15 protein-coding genes are annotated in these 17,248 nt (G+C 62.8%); all 15 read left to right on the top strand.

Going from position 1 to position 17,248, the window contains the following annotated elements; translation table 11 throughout:
• Window positions 1-317: 317 nt before the first annotated feature.
• Window positions 318-2,972 carry a DNA gyrase subunit A gene (gene gyrA / locus BRPE64_RS10000; RefSeq protein WP_044041476.1) on the top strand — a complete coding sequence of 885 codons (2,655 nt, stop codon included), beginning with the start codon at window positions 318-320 and terminating at the stop codon, window positions 2,970-2,972.
• Window positions 2,973-3,148: 176 nt separating this feature from the next.
• The gene (locus BRPE64_RS09995) at window positions 3,149-3,757 is read left to right on the top strand and encodes a DUF2059 domain-containing protein (RefSeq protein WP_044042100.1); all 609 of its coding nucleotides are present in this window, start codon (window positions 3,149-3,151) and stop codon (window positions 3,755-3,757) included.
• A 197-nt stretch (window positions 3,758-3,954) separates the two neighbouring features.
• Window positions 3,955-5,037 carry a 3-phosphoserine/phosphohydroxythreonine transaminase gene (serC, locus tag BRPE64_RS09990; protein ID WP_016345974.1) on the top strand — a complete coding sequence of 361 codons (1,083 nt, stop codon included), beginning with the start codon at window positions 3,955-3,957 and terminating at the stop codon, window positions 5,035-5,037.
• Between the two features lie 39 nt (window positions 5,038-5,076).
• A complete protein-coding gene (pheA, locus tag BRPE64_RS09985; RefSeq protein ID WP_016345973.1) occupies window positions 5,077-6,159 on the top strand; it encodes a prephenate dehydratase in 1,083 nt (360 codons plus the stop codon).
• A 76-nt stretch (window positions 6,160-6,235) separates the two neighbouring features.
• The gene (locus tag BRPE64_RS09980) at window positions 6,236-7,162 is read left to right on the top strand and encodes a prephenate dehydrogenase (RefSeq protein WP_016345972.1); all 927 of its coding nucleotides are present in this window, start codon (window positions 6,236-6,238) and stop codon (window positions 7,160-7,162) included.
• 10 nt (window positions 7,163-7,172) lie between these two features.
• Window positions 7,173-8,477 carry a 3-phosphoshikimate 1-carboxyvinyltransferase gene (gene aroA, locus BRPE64_RS09975; protein WP_016345971.1) on the top strand — a complete coding sequence of 435 codons (1,305 nt, stop codon included), beginning with the start codon at window positions 7,173-7,175 and terminating at the stop codon, window positions 8,475-8,477.
• A gap of 75 nt (window positions 8,478-8,552) precedes the next feature.
• Window positions 8,553-9,233 carry a (d)CMP kinase gene (gene cmk / locus BRPE64_RS09970; RefSeq protein WP_044041475.1) on the top strand — a complete coding sequence of 227 codons (681 nt, stop codon included), beginning with the start codon at window positions 8,553-8,555 and terminating at the stop codon, window positions 9,231-9,233.
• Between the two features lie 148 nt (window positions 9,234-9,381).
• Window positions 9,382-11,112 (top strand): 30S ribosomal protein S1, encoded by a 1,731-nt coding sequence (rpsA, locus tag BRPE64_RS09965; RefSeq protein ID WP_173405440.1) that lies wholly within the window; start codon window positions 9,382-9,384, stop codon window positions 11,110-11,112.
• Between the two features lie 22 nt (window positions 11,113-11,134).
• Window positions 11,135-11,464 (top strand): integration host factor subunit beta, encoded by a 330-nt coding sequence (locus BRPE64_RS09960; protein ID WP_008342376.1) that lies wholly within the window; start codon window positions 11,135-11,137, stop codon window positions 11,462-11,464.
• A 315-nt stretch (window positions 11,465-11,779) separates the two neighbouring features.
• Window positions 11,780-12,073, top strand: a complete 294-nt coding sequence (locus BRPE64_RS09955; protein WP_016345968.1) for a LapA family protein — start codon at window positions 11,780-11,782, stop codon at window positions 12,071-12,073.
• A 42-nt stretch (window positions 12,074-12,115) separates the two neighbouring features.
• Entirely contained in the window at window positions 12,116-13,291 is a 1,176-nt protein-coding gene (gene lapB / locus BRPE64_RS09950) for a lipopolysaccharide assembly protein LapB (protein WP_016345967.1), read from the top strand.
• A gap of 82 nt (window positions 13,292-13,373) precedes the next feature.
• Entirely contained in the window at window positions 13,374-14,777 is a 1,404-nt protein-coding gene (locus BRPE64_RS09945) for a UDP-glucose dehydrogenase family protein (protein ID WP_016345966.1), read from the top strand.
• Window positions 14,743-15,717, top strand: a complete 975-nt coding sequence (rfaE1, locus tag BRPE64_RS09940; protein WP_051180333.1) for a D-glycero-beta-D-manno-heptose-7-phosphate kinase — start codon at window positions 14,743-14,745, stop codon at window positions 15,715-15,717. Before BRPE64_RS09945 ends, rfaE1 begins: the two co-directional genes overlap by 35 nt.
• Before the next feature lie 7 nt (window positions 15,718-15,724).
• Window positions 15,725-16,717: an ADP-glyceromanno-heptose 6-epimerase gene (gene rfaD / locus BRPE64_RS09935; protein ID WP_016345964.1), complete on the top strand. Its 993-nt coding sequence runs from the start codon at window positions 15,725-15,727 to the stop codon at window positions 16,715-16,717.
• Window positions 16,718-16,791: 74 nt separating this feature from the next.
• Window positions 16,792-17,187, top strand: a complete 396-nt coding sequence (locus tag BRPE64_RS09930) for a ComEA family DNA-binding protein (RefSeq protein WP_016345963.1) — start codon at window positions 16,792-16,794, stop codon at window positions 17,185-17,187.
• Window positions 17,188-17,248: the final 61 nt, after the last annotated feature.

Genomic DNA, 17,248 nt, shown 5'->3' with positions numbered 1-17,248 from the left:
GATTGAACTCGTTCCCTTGATTTTGTAAGTAATTGGTACGACGTTGCGCATTGCGAAGCGGCCCTCCGTGATCCGGTTTTTCGCAGGCTTTTTCGTCTTTCGCCGACATACACACACTATGTATACGCGGTGCGTCCGGGCGGGGATGTCGCGCATGTTAGAATTTCATGATTCGCTGCGTTCGCAGTGTATAAAAAAGACATGCAGCGTATGTTGGCTACGCGCCACGCCGGGGCATGCCGCGCGGCTGGCGGGCGGGTACGGCGTGTATTCCAGCGCGCTGTCGTGTCGCCGCTGCACAGTTCAAGACACGGATAATGGATCAATTCGCCAAAGAGACTCTGCCAATCTCCCTCGAGGAGGAAATGCGCCGTTCGTATCTCGATTACGCGATGAGCGTGATCGTCGGGCGCGCGCTTCCCGATGTCCGCGATGGCTTGAAGCCGGTGCATCGCCGGGCGCTGTATTCGATGCACGAGCTGAACAACGACTGGAATCGCCCGTACAAGAAATCGGCGCGTATCGTCGGCGACGTCATCGGTAAATACCATCCTCACGGCGACGCCTCTGTCTACGAAACCATCGTTCGCATGGCGCAGCCGTTCTCGCTGCGCTACATGCTGGTAGACGGCCAGGGCAATTTCGGTTCGGTCGACGGCGACAACGCCGCCGCCATGCGCTACACCGAAATCCGCATGGCGAAGATCGGCCACGAACTGCTCGCCGATATCGACAAGGAAACGGTCGACTTCGGCCCGAACTACGACGGCAGCGAGAACGAACCGCTGGTCCTGCCCGCGCGCATCCCGAATCTGCTGATCAACGGCTCGGCCGGCATTGCGGTCGGCATGGCGACCAATATCCCGCCACACAATCTGCGCGAAATCGTCGATGCCTGCCTGCATCTGCTGAACACGCCGGAAGCCACGGTCGACGAACTCATCGAGATCGTGCCCGCGCCGGATTTCCCGACGGCCGGCATCATCTACGGCGTCGCGGGCGTGCGCGACGGTTATCGCACGGGGCGCGGGCGCGTCGTGATGCGCGCGGCCACGCACTTTGAGGAGATCGACCGCGGCCAGCGCATGGCGATCATCGTCGACGAAATTCCGTATCAGGTGAACAAGCGCACGTTGCTCGAGCGCATCGCCGAACTCGTCAACGAGAAGAAGATCGAGGGTATTTCGGATATCCGCGACGAGTCCGACAAGAGCGGCATGCGTGTCGTGATCGAACTGAAGCGCGGCGAAGTGCCCGAAGTCATTCTGAACAATCTGTACAAGCAGACGCAGCTTCAGGACACCTTCGGCATGAATCTGGTCGCGCTCGTCGACGGCCAGCCCAAGCTGCTGAACCTGAAGGAAATGATCGACTGCTTCCTGTCGCATCGACGGGAAGTGCTGACGCGGCGCACTGTATACGAACTGCGCAAGGCGCGCGATCGCGGGCACGTGCTCGAAGGTCTCGCCGTGGCGCTCGCGAACATCGACGATTTCATCGCGATCATCAAGGCCGCGCCGACCCCGCCGATCGCCAAGCAAGAGTTGATGGCGCGCCCCTGGGATTCGTCGCTCGTGCGCGAAATGCTCACGCGCACCGAGAACGAGGCACTCGGCGGCCGCCTGGCGTATCGCCCGGAAGGGTTGAACCCCGCGTACGGCCTTCAGGACGACGGTCTCTATAAATTGTCGGATATTCAGGCGCAGGAAATTCTGCAGATGCGCCTGCAACGCCTGACCGGCCTCGAACAGGACAAGATCGTCAGCGAGTATCGCGAGGTGATGGCGCAAATCGCCGATTTGCTCGACATCCTCGCGCGCCCGGAACGGATCCGCCAGATGATCGTGGACGAACTCGGCCAGGTGCGCGCCGAGTTCGGCGACGAACGCCGCTCGCGTATCGAGATGAACGCGACGGAGCTCAACACCGAAGATCTGATCACGCCGCAGGAAATGGTCGTGACCATGTCGCATTCGGGTTACGTGAAGTCGCAGCCGCTGTCCGAATATCGCGCGCAGAAGCGCGGCGGGCGCGGCAAGCAGGCGACGCAGATGAAGGAAGACGACTGGATCGACACGCTCTTCATCGCGAACACGCACGACCACATGCTGTGCTTCTCGAACCGCGGCCGGGTCTACTGGATCAAGGTGTACGAAGTGCCGCAGGGCTCGCGCAATTCGCGCGGCCGTCCGATCGTCAATATGTTCCCGTTGCAGGAAGGCGAGAAGATCAACGTCGTGCTGCCGATCAAGGAATTCTCGGCGGACAAGTACGTGTTCATGGCCACCTCGCTCGGCACCGTCAAGAAGACGCCGCTCGAAGCATTCAGCCGCCCGCTCAAGAAGGGCATTATCGCGGTCGGGCTGGATGAAGGCGATTACCTCATCGGCGCCGCCATCACGGACGGCGAGCACGACGTCATGCTGTTCTCGGATTCGGGCAAGGCCGTGCGCTTCGACGAAAACGACGTCCGCGCGATGGGCCGCGAGGCACGCGGCGTGCGCGGCATGCAACTGGAAGACGGGCAGCAGGTTATCGCGCTGCTGGTTGCCGGCGGCGAAAACCAGTCCGTGCTGACCGCTACCGAGAACGGCTACGGCAAGCGCACGCCGATCGAGGAGTACACGCGTCATGGCCGCGGCACGAAGGGTATGATCGCGATCCAGACGTCGGAGCGCAACGGCCGCGTGGTCGCCGCAACGCTCGTCGAGCCGGAAAGCGAGATCATGCTGATCACGACCGCCGGCGTGCTGATCCGCACGCGCGTGTCCGAGATTCGCGAAATGGGCCGTGCAACCCAAGGTGTTACACTCATCAGCCTTGACGAAGGAACCAAGCTGTCCGGACTGCAGCATATTGCTGAGGCCGAAGCCGAAGCCGAGCTCGATGAAAGCGACTCGGGCACGAACGGCGCGGACGCGGCACCGGGCGGCGCGGAGAACGGCGAAGGTGAAGGCGGAGAGAACGCCTGATATTTTTTGTGCCGAATTCTATTTGTTATCGCTTTTGAAAGCTTCGATTAGTTAAGCTGCGCGACTTGAGTTCGTCGTCGGCGCTGAAGCCTCGCCCAAGTGTGGGGACGGCATCGAACCGAAACGCACAAGCTCGACGCCAGTGCTGAGCTGGATATTTTTTACAGGGAGTAATGATGCAAGGACGTTTCAAGCAGTGGATGTTGCTGGCCGCTTTCGTGCCGACTTTCGCGATGGCCCAGTCGCTCCAGAACCAGGCGCCGGCGTCGGCTGCTCCGGCGCAGGCAGCAGCACCGGTTGATCCGGCCAAGCAAGCCGCGATCAAAGATCTGCTCGACGCTATCGACGCGCAGAAGCTCGTCGGCGCGATCGGTAACAGCGCTCAGATGCAATCGAAGCAACTCGTGCCGGCCATCCTGTCGGACGCGCTCTCCGAGAACAAGTCGCTGAACGACAAGCAAAAGCAAGCTGCCGTGCCGTCGCTGCAAAAGAACGCAGTGCCGAAGCTGGTGGACTCGGCAGGTCAGGTTTTCGCAACGGACGCGTTCCGCAAGGATGCGATGCAGGCTCAGTACGACGCATACGCGAAGTACTACTCGACCGACGAAATCAAGGATCTGACCAACTTCTACAAGAGCCCGACCGGCCGCAAGTTCATCCAGGTTCAGGACCAGGTTGGCCGCGACGTCGTGAACGGTCTGATGCAGAAGTACATGCCGCAAGCCATCAAGGCAACGCGCACGCAAGCCGACCAGGAAGTGGCGAGCGTCAAGCCGGGCAAGTAAGCACGCTGGCGTCCTGAGAATCATCCGCTGACCGGGGCTCGCCGCCCCGCGCATTGGCGGGTTTTCAGGACAGTGCGATAATGGCTGTTTGCGCGCGAGCGCAAGCAGCCATTTCTTTTTCGGGCGTGAAAAAGCCGCGGTAATCGTTCGTTCGCCGTTCCATTCGCGCCTGCCTTTCGAGAATTCGGGATCCACAGATGCGCGTGTTCAATTTCTCCGCCGGCCCCGCCGCGATGCCAGAAGAAGTCCTTCGGCAAGCAGCCGATGAAATGCTCGACTGGCAAGGCAGCGGCATGAGCGTGATGGAAATGAGCCACCGCGGCGCCGAATTCATGTCGATCCACGAAGCCGCGCTCACCGATCTGCGCGAACTTCTGAACGTGCCCGCGTCGCACCGCATTCTGTTTTTGCAGGGCGGCGGCATTGGCGAGAACGCCATCGTGCCGATGAACCTGCTCGGCGCGAAAAAGACCGCCGACTTTGTCGTGACCGGTTCATGGTCGACGAAATCGTTCAAGGAAGCGCAAAAATACGGCACGCCGCATCTCGCCGCGAGCGGCAAGACGGAGCAGGGTTTCACGCGCGTGCCGGCCATCGGCGAATGGCAACTTTCGGACGATCCGGCGTACGTGCATCTGTGCTCGAACGAAACCATCGACGGCGTCGAGGCGTTCGAAATTCCCGATCTGGGTAATATCCCGCTGGTCGCGGACGCGTCCTCGCACATCCTGTCGCGGCCGATGGACATCGCCAAGTACGGCGTGCTCTTCGGCGGCGCGCAGAAGAATATCGGCATGGCGGGCGTGACTGTCGTGATCGTGCGCGAAGACCTGCTCGACCGCGCGCTGCCGATCTGCCCGTCGGCGTTCGAGTGGAAGACCGTCGCGGAAAACAACTCGATGTACAACACGCCGCCCACTTACGCGATCTACATCGCGGGGCTCGTGTTCAAGTGGCTCAAGAAGCAAGGCGGGCTCGAAGCGATCGAAGCGCGCAACGTGGAGAAAGCCAGGCTGCTCTACGACACCATCGATTCGAGCAGCTTCTACGTCAACAAGGTCGAGCGAGCGAACCGTTCGCGCATGAACGTGCCGTTCTTCCTTGCCGACGAATCGCGCAATCCTGATTTCCTGGCCGGCGCGAAGGCGCGCGGGCTGTTGCAACTGAAGGGCCACAAGTCCGTCGGCGGCATGCGGGCATCGATCTACAACGCGGTGCCGATCGAGGGAGTCAAAGCTCTCGTCGATTACATGAAGGAATTCGAGCGGACGAGCGCGTAATCGCGTTCGCTGTTTTAACCGCATCAGCTCAAGCACCGCATGGACGACGATCTCAATTCAAGACTCAAACCGCTGCGCGAGCGCATCGACGTGCTCGACGCGCAGCTTATCGCGCTTCTGAATCAGCGCGCATCCGTCGCGCTCGAAGTCGGCGAAGTGAAGAAGCATTTCAACGCGCCGGTGTTTCGTCCCGAGCGCGAAATGCAGGTCATCGCGCGCCTGCAGGACATGAGCGAAGGGCCGCTCGCCGATGAACACATCGCGTCGATCTGGCGCGAGATCATGGCCGCGAGCCGCGCGCTCGAACAGACCATCCGCGCGGCGTTCCTGGGTCCCGTCGGCACGTATAGCGAACAGGCGATGTTCGAGTACTTCGGACATTCGATCGAAGGGCTGCCGTGTCCGTCGATCGACGAAGTGTTCCGCTCGGTCGAAGCGGGCGCGGCGCATTACGGCGTCGTGCCGGTCGAGAATTCGGCCGAAGGCGCGGTGTCGCGCACGCTCGATCTGCTGTTGCAGACTTCGCTTCTGATTGGCGGCGAACTCGCTCTGCCGATCCATCACAACTTGCTGACGGCGTCCGGCACGCTCGACGGCGTGACCCGCGTGTGCGCGCATCCGCAGGCGCTCGCGCAGTGCCAGCGCTGGCTCACGACGCACGCGCCGCATCTGGAGCGCCAGGCGGTGTCGAGCAACGCGGAAGCCGCGCGCATGGCCGTGGGCGATACGAGCGTCGCGGCGATCGCGGGCGACCGCGCGGCCACGCATTACGGTCTCGGCGTTGTGTTCTCGCAGATTCAGGACGATCCGCACAATCGCACGCGTTTCGTGATCATCGGCCAGGAGCCGACCGGTTCGAGCGGCCACGATCAGACCTCGCTCATCGTGTCGGTGACGAACGAAGCGGGCGCAATGTTCAAGTTCCTCGAACCGCTCGCGAAGCACGGCGTCTCGATGACGCGTTTCGAATCGCGTCCGGCGCGCTCGGGCGCGTGGGAGTACTACTTCTATATCGATATCGAAGGCCATCGCGACGATCCCGCCGTGGCCGCCGCGCTCGAAGAACTGGGGCGCAAAGCCGCGTTCCTGAAGATTCTCGGGTCGTACCCGCGCGCGCGCTGACTGGTCCGTCGCCGCTGCGAGCGTTCGCGGCGGCTTGGTTTCACTGCGTCGGACGACGCATTTTTATCGATGTCACGTGGCTGCGTTTTCTTTCAACAAACTGGTTATTTTCGGCGTCGGTCTGATCGGCGGCTCGCTCGCGCGCGCATTGCGTGAGCGCGCCGGACTCGCGGGCCGCATCGTCGGCGTGGGGCGTTCGGCTGCATCGGTCGCGCGTGCGCTCGAACTCGGCGTGATCGACGAAGCCGCCGCGCTCGATGACGACACCGCGCTCGCCCGCGTACTCGAAGGCGCCGATATCGTGCTGCTCGCCGCGCCGGTCGCGCAAAGCGGGCCGCTGCTCGCGCGCATCGCGCCGTTCCTCGATGCGCGCACCGTCGTCACCGACGCGGGCAGCACGAAGAGCGATGTCGTCGCGGCTGCGCGAGAGGCGCTCGGCGCGCGTGTCGCGCAGTTCGTGCCGGCGCATCCGATTGCCGGGCGCGAGTCGAGCGGCGTCGATGCCGCGTTGCCGGATCTCTACGTCGAACGCAACGTCGTGCTGTGTCCGCTCGCCGAAAACACGGCGGACGATATCGCGCGCATCGCGGCGATGTGGCGCGCGACGGGCGCCTGCGTGCGCGAGATGAGCGAGGCGCAGCACGATCGCGTGTTCGCGTCGGTGAGCCATCTGCCGCATGTGCTGTCGTTCGCGCTCGTTGACCAGATTCTCGATTCGCCCGACGCCGAGCTGAAATTCTCGTTCGCGGCGGGCGGTTTCCGCGATTTCACGCGCATTGCGGCGTCCAGCCCGGAAATGTGGCGCGACGTTTGTCTCGCGAACCGCGCCGCGCTGCTCGCCGAACTCGACGATTACGCCGCCGTGCTGGCGCGTTTTCGCGCGGCAATCGACGCCTCGGACGGCGCGGCGCTCGAAGCGGCGTTCGCGCGTTCGCGGGTGGCGCGCAAGGCATGGCAGGAACGCGGGGCAATCACGCCGCCCGGCGACAGCGCCGCAAAATAAGGACACGTTCATGGAACATCTCGATCTCGGACCCTTCGCTCGCGCGTCCGGCACGGTGCGTTTGCCCGGCTCGAAGAGCATTTCGAATCGCGTGCTGCTGCTCGCGGCGCTGGCGAGCGGCGAAACGTCGATCACCAATCTGCTCGATTCCGACGACACGCGCGTGATGATCGCCGCGCTCAAGGCACTCGGCGTCGCGGTTCGTGAGGACGGCGAGCGCGTCGTGGTGGGCGGTACAGGCGGCGCGTTCCCGTCGAAATCGGCGGAACTGTTTCTCGGCAACGCGGGCACGGCGGTGCGCCCGCTGACCGCGGCGCTCGCCGTCAACGGCGGCGAATATCGCGTGCACGGCGTGCCGCGCATGCACGAGCGGCCGATCGGCGATCTCGTCGACGGCCTGCGTCAGATCGGCGCCTCGATCGACTACGAACTCAACGACGGTTTCCCGCCGCTCAAAATCCATCCGGCGAAGATCGCGATCGACCGTCCGATCCGCGTGCGCGGCGACGTGTCGAGCCAGTTCCTCACGGCGCTTCTGATGAGCCTGCCCGTGATCGAAGGCCGCAGCGCCCCCGTGACGATCGAAGTCGAAGGCGAACTGATCTCGAAGCCCTACATCGATATCACCATCCGGCTGATGGAGCGCTTCGGTGTTTCCGTCGAGCGCGACGGCTGGGCGCGCTTCACGATTCCCGTCGGCGCGGGCTACAAGTCGCCGGGCGCGATCATGGTCGAAGGCGATGCGTCGTCGGCGTCGTACTTTCTGGCGGCGGGCGCGATCGGCCACGGTCCGGTGCGCGTGGAAGGCGTCGGGCGCGCGAGCATTCAGGGCGATGTCGGTTTCGCCGATGCGCTCAATCGCATGGGCGCGAACGTCATGATGGGCGACGACTGGATCGAAGTGCGCGGCGTCGAATCGGATGACGGCAAGCTGCTGCCCATCGACATGGACTTCAACCTGATCCCGGACGCCGCCATGACCATCGCGGTGGCCGCGCTCTTCGCGAGCGGCACGAGCACGCTGCGCAACATCGCGAGCTGGCGCGTGAAGGAAACCGACCGCATCGCCGCGATGGCGGCCGAACTGCGCAAGGTCGGCGCGACCGTGGAGGAGGGCGCGGACTATCTCGTCGTCACGCCGCCCGCGCAACTTACGCCGAACGCCGCGATCGACACTTACGACGATCACCGCATGGCCATGTGCTTCTCGCTCGTGAGCCTCGGACACGTGCCGGTGCGCATCAACGATCCGAAGTGCGTGAACAAGACCTTCCCGGATTACTTCGACCGTTTCGCGACGCTCGTCACTGCGTAATGGGAGCGCTGTACCGTGAAACGCGATGCATTTGAACTCAACGACAGTCATAACGGGCCAGAACGGCCAGGTGAAATGAAACCGACCCGCCCATTCGACCCCACTCCAGTAATTACCATCGACGGGCCGACGGCGTCGGGCAAAGGCACGGTCGCGGCGCTCGTCGCGGCGACCTTGGGCTTTCACCTGCTCGACAGCGGCGCTCTGTACCGGCTGGCGGCGCTCGCCAGCATCCGTTACGACATCGACCGGGACAACGCGGCCGGCCTTGCAAAGCTGATCGAGGCGCTCCATATCACGTTCCGCGAAGGCTGCGCGCAACTCGACGGCGCCGACGTCTCGGGCGAAATCCGCGCCGAACAGGTGGGCAATCGCGCGTCGGCGATCGCCGTTCATCCCGAAGTGCGGCAGGCGCTCGTCGCGCGCCAGCGGGCTTTCCGCAAGCGTCCGGGCTTGGTCGCCGACGGCCGCGATATGGGCACCGTGATCTTTCCCGACGCCACGCTGAAAGTGTTTTTGACGGCGAGCGCCGAGGCACGCGCGGCCAGACGGTATAAGCAATTGATGCAAAAAGGTTTTTCTGCTAATATGGATGACTTGCTGCGAGATTTGCGCGAGCGCGACTCCCGGGACACAAACCGGAAATCCGCGCCGCTCAAGGCCGCAGCGGACGCGAAGACGCTGGACACGTCCGCTCTGTCGATCGATCAAACGGTCGAGCAGATCATCGGCTGGTATAGCGAAGTTCGCGTGTAGAAGTAGTTGTTGTAGAGAAGTCCGGCTCACCCCGGAAGCAAGGTGTTCCGCCGGGAGGCGGGACGTGTGTTAAACCCTTTAACCCCGTACGGCTTTGCGTTTCACCGGTCATCACGCGGAAAAATCCGCGGACCACCGCGCAAGCGCTGTGCAAATATCGATTTTTATGTCCGACCTGCAAACCTCCACCCCGAATACCGAATCTTTCGCGGCTCTGTTCGAAGAGTCGCTGACCAAGCAGGACATGCGCGCCGGCGAAGTGATCTCCGCCGAAGTCGTGCGTGTCGACCACAACTTCGTGGTCGTCAACGCTGGTCTCAAGTCCGAAGCCTATATTCCGCTCGAAGAATTCCTGAACGACGCGGGTGAAGTGGAAGTGCAGGCGGGCGACTTCGTTTCCGTCGCGATCGACGCGCTGGAAAACGGCTATGGCGACACCATCCTGTCGCGCGACAAGGCGAAGCGCCTGGCTTCGTGGCTGTCGCTGGAAAAGGCACTCGACAACAACGAACTCGTGACCGGCACGATCACGGGCAAGGTCAAGGGCGGCATGACCGTGATGGTCAACGGCATCCGCGCGTTCCTGCCGGGTTCGCTGGTCGACACGCGTCCCGTCAAGGACACGACGCCGTACGAAGGCAAGACGCTCGAATTCCGCGTCATCAAGCTCGACCGCAAGCGTAACAACGTGGTGCTGTCGCGCCGCGCCGTGATCGAAGCCACGCAAGGCGAAGAGCGCGCAAAGCTGCTCGAAACGCTGAAGGAAGGCGCGATCGTGGAAGGCGTGGTCAAGAACATCACCGACTACGGCGCGTTCGTGGACCTGGGCGGTATCGACGGCCTGCTGCACATCACCGACATCGCATGGCGTCGCGTGCGTCACCCGTCGGAAGTTCTGTCGGTTGGCCAGGAAGTCACCGCCAAGATCCTCAAGTTCGACCAAGAGAAGAACCGCGTCTCGCTCGGCATCAAGCAACTGGGCGACGATCCGTGGGAAGGCATCTCGCGCCGTTACCCGTCGGGCACGCGTCTGTTCGGTAAGGTCACCAACATCACCGACTACGGCGCATTCGTCGAAGTGGAATCGGGCATCGAAGGCCTGGTCCACGTGTCGGAAATGGACTGGACCAACAAGAACGTTGCGCCGTCGAAGGTTGTTCAGCTGGGCGACGAAGTCGAAGTCATGGTTCTCGAAATCGACGAAGACCGCCGCCGTATCTCGCTCGGCATGAAGCAGTGCAAGCCGAATCCGTGGGATGACTTCAGCCGCAACTTCAAGAAGGGCGACAAGATCAGCGGCGGCATCAAGTCGATCACCGACTTCGGCGTGTTCATCGGTCTGCCTGGCGGCATCGACGGTCTGGTTCACCTGTCGGATCTGTCGTGGTCGGAAACCGGCGAAGAAGCCGTGCGCAAGTACAAGAAGGGCGACGAAGTCGAAGCCGTGGTTCTGGGCATCGACGTGGACAAGGAACGCATTTCGCTCGGCATCAAGCAGCTCGAAGGCGATCCGTTCAACAACTTCGTTGCAATGAACGACAAGGGCGCCATTGTGGACGGCGTCGTGAAGTCGGTCGACCCGAAGGGTGCTGTCGTCACGCTGTCCGGCGAAGTGGAAGGCTATCTGCGTGCTTCGGAAATCGCACAAGACCGCGTGGAAGATGCGCGCAATGTGCTGAAGGAAGGCGACAAGGTCAACGCGATGATCATCAACATCGATCGCAAGTCGCGTGGCATCAACCTGTCGATCAAGGCGAAGGATTCGGCCGAACAGCAGGAAGCCATGCGCAGCCTGCAGGGCGACTCGAACGCCGCCGCGACCGGCACGACCAACCTCGGCGCGCTGCTCAAGGCCAAGCTCGACGGCCAGAACAGCTAAGCCCTTAACGGCAAGCTGAAGTATGACCAAATCGGAATTGGTCGCCCAGTTGGCGTCGCGATTTCCGCAACTTGTCCTCAAGGATGCGGATTTCGCGGTGAAGACGATGCTCGATGCGATGTCGGAGGCTCTGGCCAACGGTCACCGCATCGAGATACGCGGCTTCGGCAGCTTTGGGCTCAATCGTCGTCCGTCGCGCGTCGGGCGTAATCCCAAGTCGGGTGAGAAGGTGCTGGTACCGGAGAAATTCGTGCCGCACTTCAAGCCGGGCAAGGAATTGCGCGAACGTGTCGATGGCCGCGCGGGCGAGCCGCTCAAGGCGTCGAACGACGACGATGCGGACGATCTCTGATCTCCGCGCAGCGTGACCGATGAATCTGCGCATCGCTATATTCGTCGGCCCGCATCGTCAGGCCGCGTCGCAAGACCACTCGGAAAGCGACCAGGAAAGCACCCTTCGGGGTGCTTTTTTTTATGCGCGGGATTTTGCCGCGCGACGGGTGCGAGGCTTGCTGAAATACTTGGCCGAATCAGCGCGCCGGGAGCACGCGCCTGTCTGTGCTGAGGAGCATCAATTACAATACCGGTCACTTTGACCTGGGTAACACGCGCAGCTTGCCGCCTCCGAAAAGACGGCCGCCCGTGCAACCGCTCTTGCGAGACCTACATGAAATTTATCGTCTGGCTGATCCGCGTTCTGGTGTTCGTGTTGCTGCTGGTGCTGGCGCTGGCCAATACCCAGATGGCAACGCTGAACTTCCTCGCAGGGTACGCCTGGCAGGCGCCGCTGATTCTGATCGGGCTGGCGTTTTTCGTCGTCGGCTTGCTGGCCGGGCTCGTATCCGCGGTGCCGTCCATGGTGCGTCTGCGCATGGAGAACGGGCGCCTGAAGCGCGAGCTGCGCGCGGCGCGCGAGACGCCCGTGGTGAAGGAAGAGCCGCCGATGCCACCGCTCATCTGAGGCCACGCGCCGGCAGACACCTAACCCTCATCGACTAATCGCATGGATCTAGACTTCTGGTGGCTGCTTGTCATTCCCGTTGCGTTCGCATTCGGGTGGATTGCGGCCCGCTATGACCTGAAAACGCTGCTATCCGAAAATGCGAATCTGCCGCGCTCGTACTTTCGCGGCCTGAATTTCCTGCTCAACGAGCAACACGACAAGGCGATCGATGCGTTCATCGAAGTCGCCAAGCTCGATCCCGAAACCATCGAACTGCACTTCGCGCTCGGCAATCTGTTCAGGCGCCGCGGCGAAACCGATCGGGCGATCCGCGTGCATCAGAATCTTTTGAGCCGCGCCGATCTGCCGGTCGCCGAGCGCGATCACGCGCTTTACGAACTGGGGCAGGACTTTCTGAAGGCGGGCCTGCTGGACCGCGCCGAAGAGACATTCCGCTCGCTCGATTCGGGCGAGTATTCGCTCGGGGCGAAGCGCGCGCTGCTGACCATTTACGAAATCGAAAAAGACTGGCCGAAGTCGATCACAGCCGCCGAGCAGATCGAGAAGATGGGCGCGCCGTCGCTGCATATGGAGATCGCGCATTTTCATTGCGAACTCGCGCAGGAAGCGCTGCAGCGCAAGAACCCGGATGGCGCGCGCGCCGAGCTTGCGCTCGCACTGGCGTCGAATCCGGACAACGTGCGCGCGACCATTCTGGCGGGCGACGTCGAAGCCGCTTCGGGCCATCTCGAGGCCGCCATCGCGCACTGGAAGCGTGTCGAGGCGCAGAATGAGGCGTATCTGCCGCTCGTCGCCGAGAAGCTGATGAAGGCGTATGCCGCGCTCGAACGCAAGGAAGAGGGCGTCGATCTGCTGATCGATTATGCGACCCGTTATCCGTCGAACGATCTGCTCGATGTCGCGTACAAGCATGTGCAGGAACTGCGCGGCCTCGATGCAGCCCACGCCCTCGCGCGGCGACAGATGCAGGACGCGCCGAATCTCGCCGGCATGACGCGTCTGCTCGAAGCGCAGGAAGCGACCGCCGAGGAACCGCGCCGCGGCGAGCTTGAACTGATGCGTAATCTGGTGAAACAGCGCACCAAGAATCTGCCCCGCTACACGTGTCAAACTTGTGGCTTCCGCGCGCGGCTATTCTATTGGCAATGCCCCGGCTGCAGCGGCTGGGAAACGTACGCGCCGCGCCGCGTCGAGCCGATCACGAGTTCGGCCTGAGCCCGCGCGGAACGTGTGATCGCGAGCAGCGCGTCACTGCGCCGCTCGCGCCACCGGCATTTCAGAAACCACCGGAAAGCGTATGAAAGTTACTATCGTCGGCACGGGTTACGTCGGTCTTGTGACCGGCGCCTGTCTCGCCGAAATCGGCAATGACGTATTTTGCCTGGACGTCGATCCGCGCAAGATCGAAATTCTCAACAATGGCGGCGTGCCGATCCACGAACCGGGCCTTCAGGAAATGCTGAAGCGCACGCGGGCGGCGGGCCGCATCCAGTTCTCCACCGATGTGAAGGCCGCCGTCGAACACGGTGAGATCCAGTTCATCGCGGTCGGCACGCCGCCTGACGAAGACGGCTCCGCGGACCTGCAATATGTGCTCGCCGCGGCGCGCAACATCGGGCGCTATTCGAACGGCTTCAAGGTGATCGTCGATAAATCGACCGTGCCGGTCGGCACCGCGTTGCAGGTGAGGCGCGTCGTCGAGGAAGAGTTGAAGGCGCGCGGGCTCGAAGGTTCGGACAAGCACGGCTTTTCGGTCGTCTCGAATCCGGAGTTTCTGAAGGAAGGCGCGGCCGTCGACGACTTCATGCGCCCGGACCGCATCGTCATCGGTCTCGACGACGACCGCGCGGGCGACATCGCACGCGAAAAGATGAAGCGGCTGTACGCGCCGTTCAACCGCAATCACGAACGCACGCTGTACATGGACGTGCGCTCGGCCGAATTCACCAAATACGCCGCCAACGCGATGCTCGCGACGCGCATCTCGTTCATGAACGATTTGTCGAATCTCGCGGATACGGTCGGCGCCGATATCGAATCGGTGCGGCGCGGCATCGGCTCGGATCCGCGCATCGGCTATCACTTCCTCTATGCGGGCTGCGGTTATGGCGGCTCGTGCTTCCCGAAGGACGTGCAGGCGCTCGCGCAGACGGCGCGCGAAAACGGCCACACGCTGCGGGTGCTCGAAGCGGTCGAAGCGGTCAATCACGACCAGAAGGAAGTGCTCGTCAACAAGATCGTGAAGCGTATGGGCGAGGATCTGCGCGGGCGCACATTCGCCGTGTGGGGCCTCGCATTCAAGCCCAATACCGACGACATGCGCGAGGCGTCGAGCCGGCGCATCATCGAGGCGCTTTTGCAGCGCGGCGCCAGCGTGCGCGCGTACGATCCGGTGGCGCGCGAGGAAGCGGAGCGCGTGCTCGCGCTCGATCTCGCCGATCGCCCCGACGACATGAAGCGCCTGCACTTCATGAAGACGCAACAGGACGCGTTGACGGGCGCGGATGCGCTTGTCATCGTGACCGAATGGAAGGAGTTCAAGAGCCCGGACTTCGGGCACTTGAAGAGCGAACTGAAGACGCCGGTGATCTTCGACGGTCGCAATCTGTATGAACCGGAATCGATGTCCGAACTCGGCATCGACTATTACGCAATAGGACGTCCCCATGTCGAACTCGACCGCAACGGCAGCCGCAGCTAAGGCCGACATTCCCGTCGTGCCGCGCGCGCGTGTCGCCGCGGCACGCGTACTCGTGGTCGGCGATGTGATGCTCGACCGCTACTGGTTCGGCGATGTCAATCGCATCTCGCCCGAAGCGCCCGTGCCGGTCGTGCACGTGCAGAGGAAGGAAGACCGCCTGGGCGGCGCGGCCAACGTCGCGCGCAACGCGGCGGCGCTCGGCGCGCAGGCGGGACTGCTGTGCGTGGTCGGGCACGACGAGCCGGGCGAGCGCATCGTCGAATTGCTGGGCGAGAGCAAGGTGGCGGCGCATCTCGAACGCGATCCCGAACTGCTCACGACCATCAAGCTGCGCGTGCTCTCGCGCCAGCAGCAGTTGTTGCGCGTCGATTTCGAGAACACGCCGAATCACGAAGTGCTGCGCGCGTGCCTCGCGCGCTTCACGGATATCCTGCCGCAGCACGACGTCATCCTCATGTCCGATTACGCGAAGGGCGGCCTCACGCACGTCACGCAGATGATCGCGGAGGCGAAGCGTGCCGGCAAACCCGTGCTCGTCGATCCGAAGGGCGACGACTGGGACCGTTATCGCGGCGCCACGCTGATCACGCCGAACCGCGCCGAACTGCGCGAAGTGATCGGGCAATGGAAGTCAGAAGAAGACCTGCACGAACGCGTGACGAAACTGCGCGCGGAACTCGAACTGAGCGCGCTGCTGCTTACGCGTTCCGAAGAAGGCATGACTCTTTTCACGGAGAATCAGGTGCTGCACACGCAGGCTGAGGCGCGCGAAGTGTTCGACGTCTCGGGCGCGGGCGACACCGTCATCGCAACGGTCGCGACCATGCTGGGCGCGGGCGTGCCGCTCGTCGACTCGATCGTCTATGCGAATCGCGCGGCGGGCATCGTGGTGGGCAAACTCGGCACGGCGACCGTCGACTACAACGAACTCTTCGCTTGAGCTCAATATGACCATTATCGTGACCGGCGCGGCCGGGTTCATCGGCAGCAATATCGTGAAGGCGCTCAACGAGCGCGGCGAGCAACGCGTGATCGCGGTGGACAATCTCACGCGCGCGGACAAGTTCAAGAATCTCGTCGACTGCGAAATCGACGATTACCTCGACAAGACCGAGTTCGTCGAACGCTTCAAGCGCGGCGATTTCGGCCGCGTGCGCGCGGTGTTTCACGAAGGCGCCTGTTCGGACACGATGGAAACCGACGGCCGCTACATGATGGACAACAACTTCCGCTACAGCCGCGACGTGATGGACGCGTGCCTCGCACAGGGCGCGCAGTTTCTGTATGCGTCGTCGGCGGCGACGTATGGCGGATCGAGCCGTTTCGTCGAAGAGCGCGAATATGAAAAGCCGCTCAACGTCTACGGCTATTCGAAGTTTCTCTTCGATCAGATCGTGCGTCAGGTGCAGCCGAAGGCGTCGAGTCAGATCGTCGGCTTTCGCTACTTCAACGTGTACGGGCCGCGTGAAACGCACAAGGGGCGCATGGCGTCGGTCGCGTTCCACAACTTCAATCAGTTCCGTTCCGAAGGCAAGGTCAAGCTCTTCGGCGAATACAACGGCTACGCGGCGGGCGAGCAGACGCGCGATTTCATCTCGGTCGAAGACGTCGTGAAGGTGAACCTGTTCTTCTTCGATCATCCGGAGAAGTCGGGCATCTTCAATCTCGGCACCGGACGCGCGCAGCCGTTCAACGATATCGCATCGACGGTCGTCAACTCGCTGCGCGCGCAGAACGGCGAGGCGGCGCTCTCGCTCGCGGAACTCGTGCAGCGCGGGCTCATCGAGTACATTCCGTTTCCCGATGCGTTGCGCGGCAAGTACCAGTGCTTTACGCAAGCGGACCAATCGCGCCTGCGCGCGGCGGGTTACGATGCGCCTTTTCTGACCGTTCAGGAAGGCGTGGATCGCTACGTGCGTTGGCTATTCGGCCAGCTATAAACGCGGTTCGCCTCTCACTACACTGGGTCTCACGGCTGGCGCGTCGCCGGCCGGTTCTTCACGGAGACTCAGTCATGTTCAAGCAAGCACGCTCGTCGCTCGCCGCGCTCGCGCTGTTCCTTTCCATCGGTTCGGCGTTCGCGGCTGTCGACGTCAACACCGCCAATGTCGATGCGCTGCGGGGCATCAAGGGCATCGGTCCGGCGAAGGCCAAAGCCATTCTCGACGAACGTCAGGCACACGGTCCGTTCAAGGACGCGAGCGATCTCGGCACGCGCGTGAAGGGCCTGGGCGGCAAGACCGTACAGCGTCTCGAAGCGGAAGGGCTCACGGTAGGCGCCGCGCCGAAAACGGCGGCCGTATCGCCCGCGCCACCCGGTAATGCCGCACCGCCCGGCGCGGCGAACTCGGCCGTCGCCACGCCGGTTTCGGCGTCCGCGTCGGCGAGGCCGGTCGTCGTGAAAAAGTAGGGACGACCTGCGCGCTCCGGTGCACGGCGCGTCGAAAGCTCTCCTTCAGCCTTCGGATGGT

This window comes from Caballeronia insecticola (assembly GCF_000402035.1).
In the GTDB taxonomy this organism is placed as follows: domain Bacteria; phylum Pseudomonadota; class Gammaproteobacteria; order Burkholderiales; family Burkholderiaceae; genus Caballeronia; species Caballeronia insecticola.
Note: the sequence above shows the minus strand (reverse complement) of the source record. Positions and strands in the feature narration are given on the sequence as shown.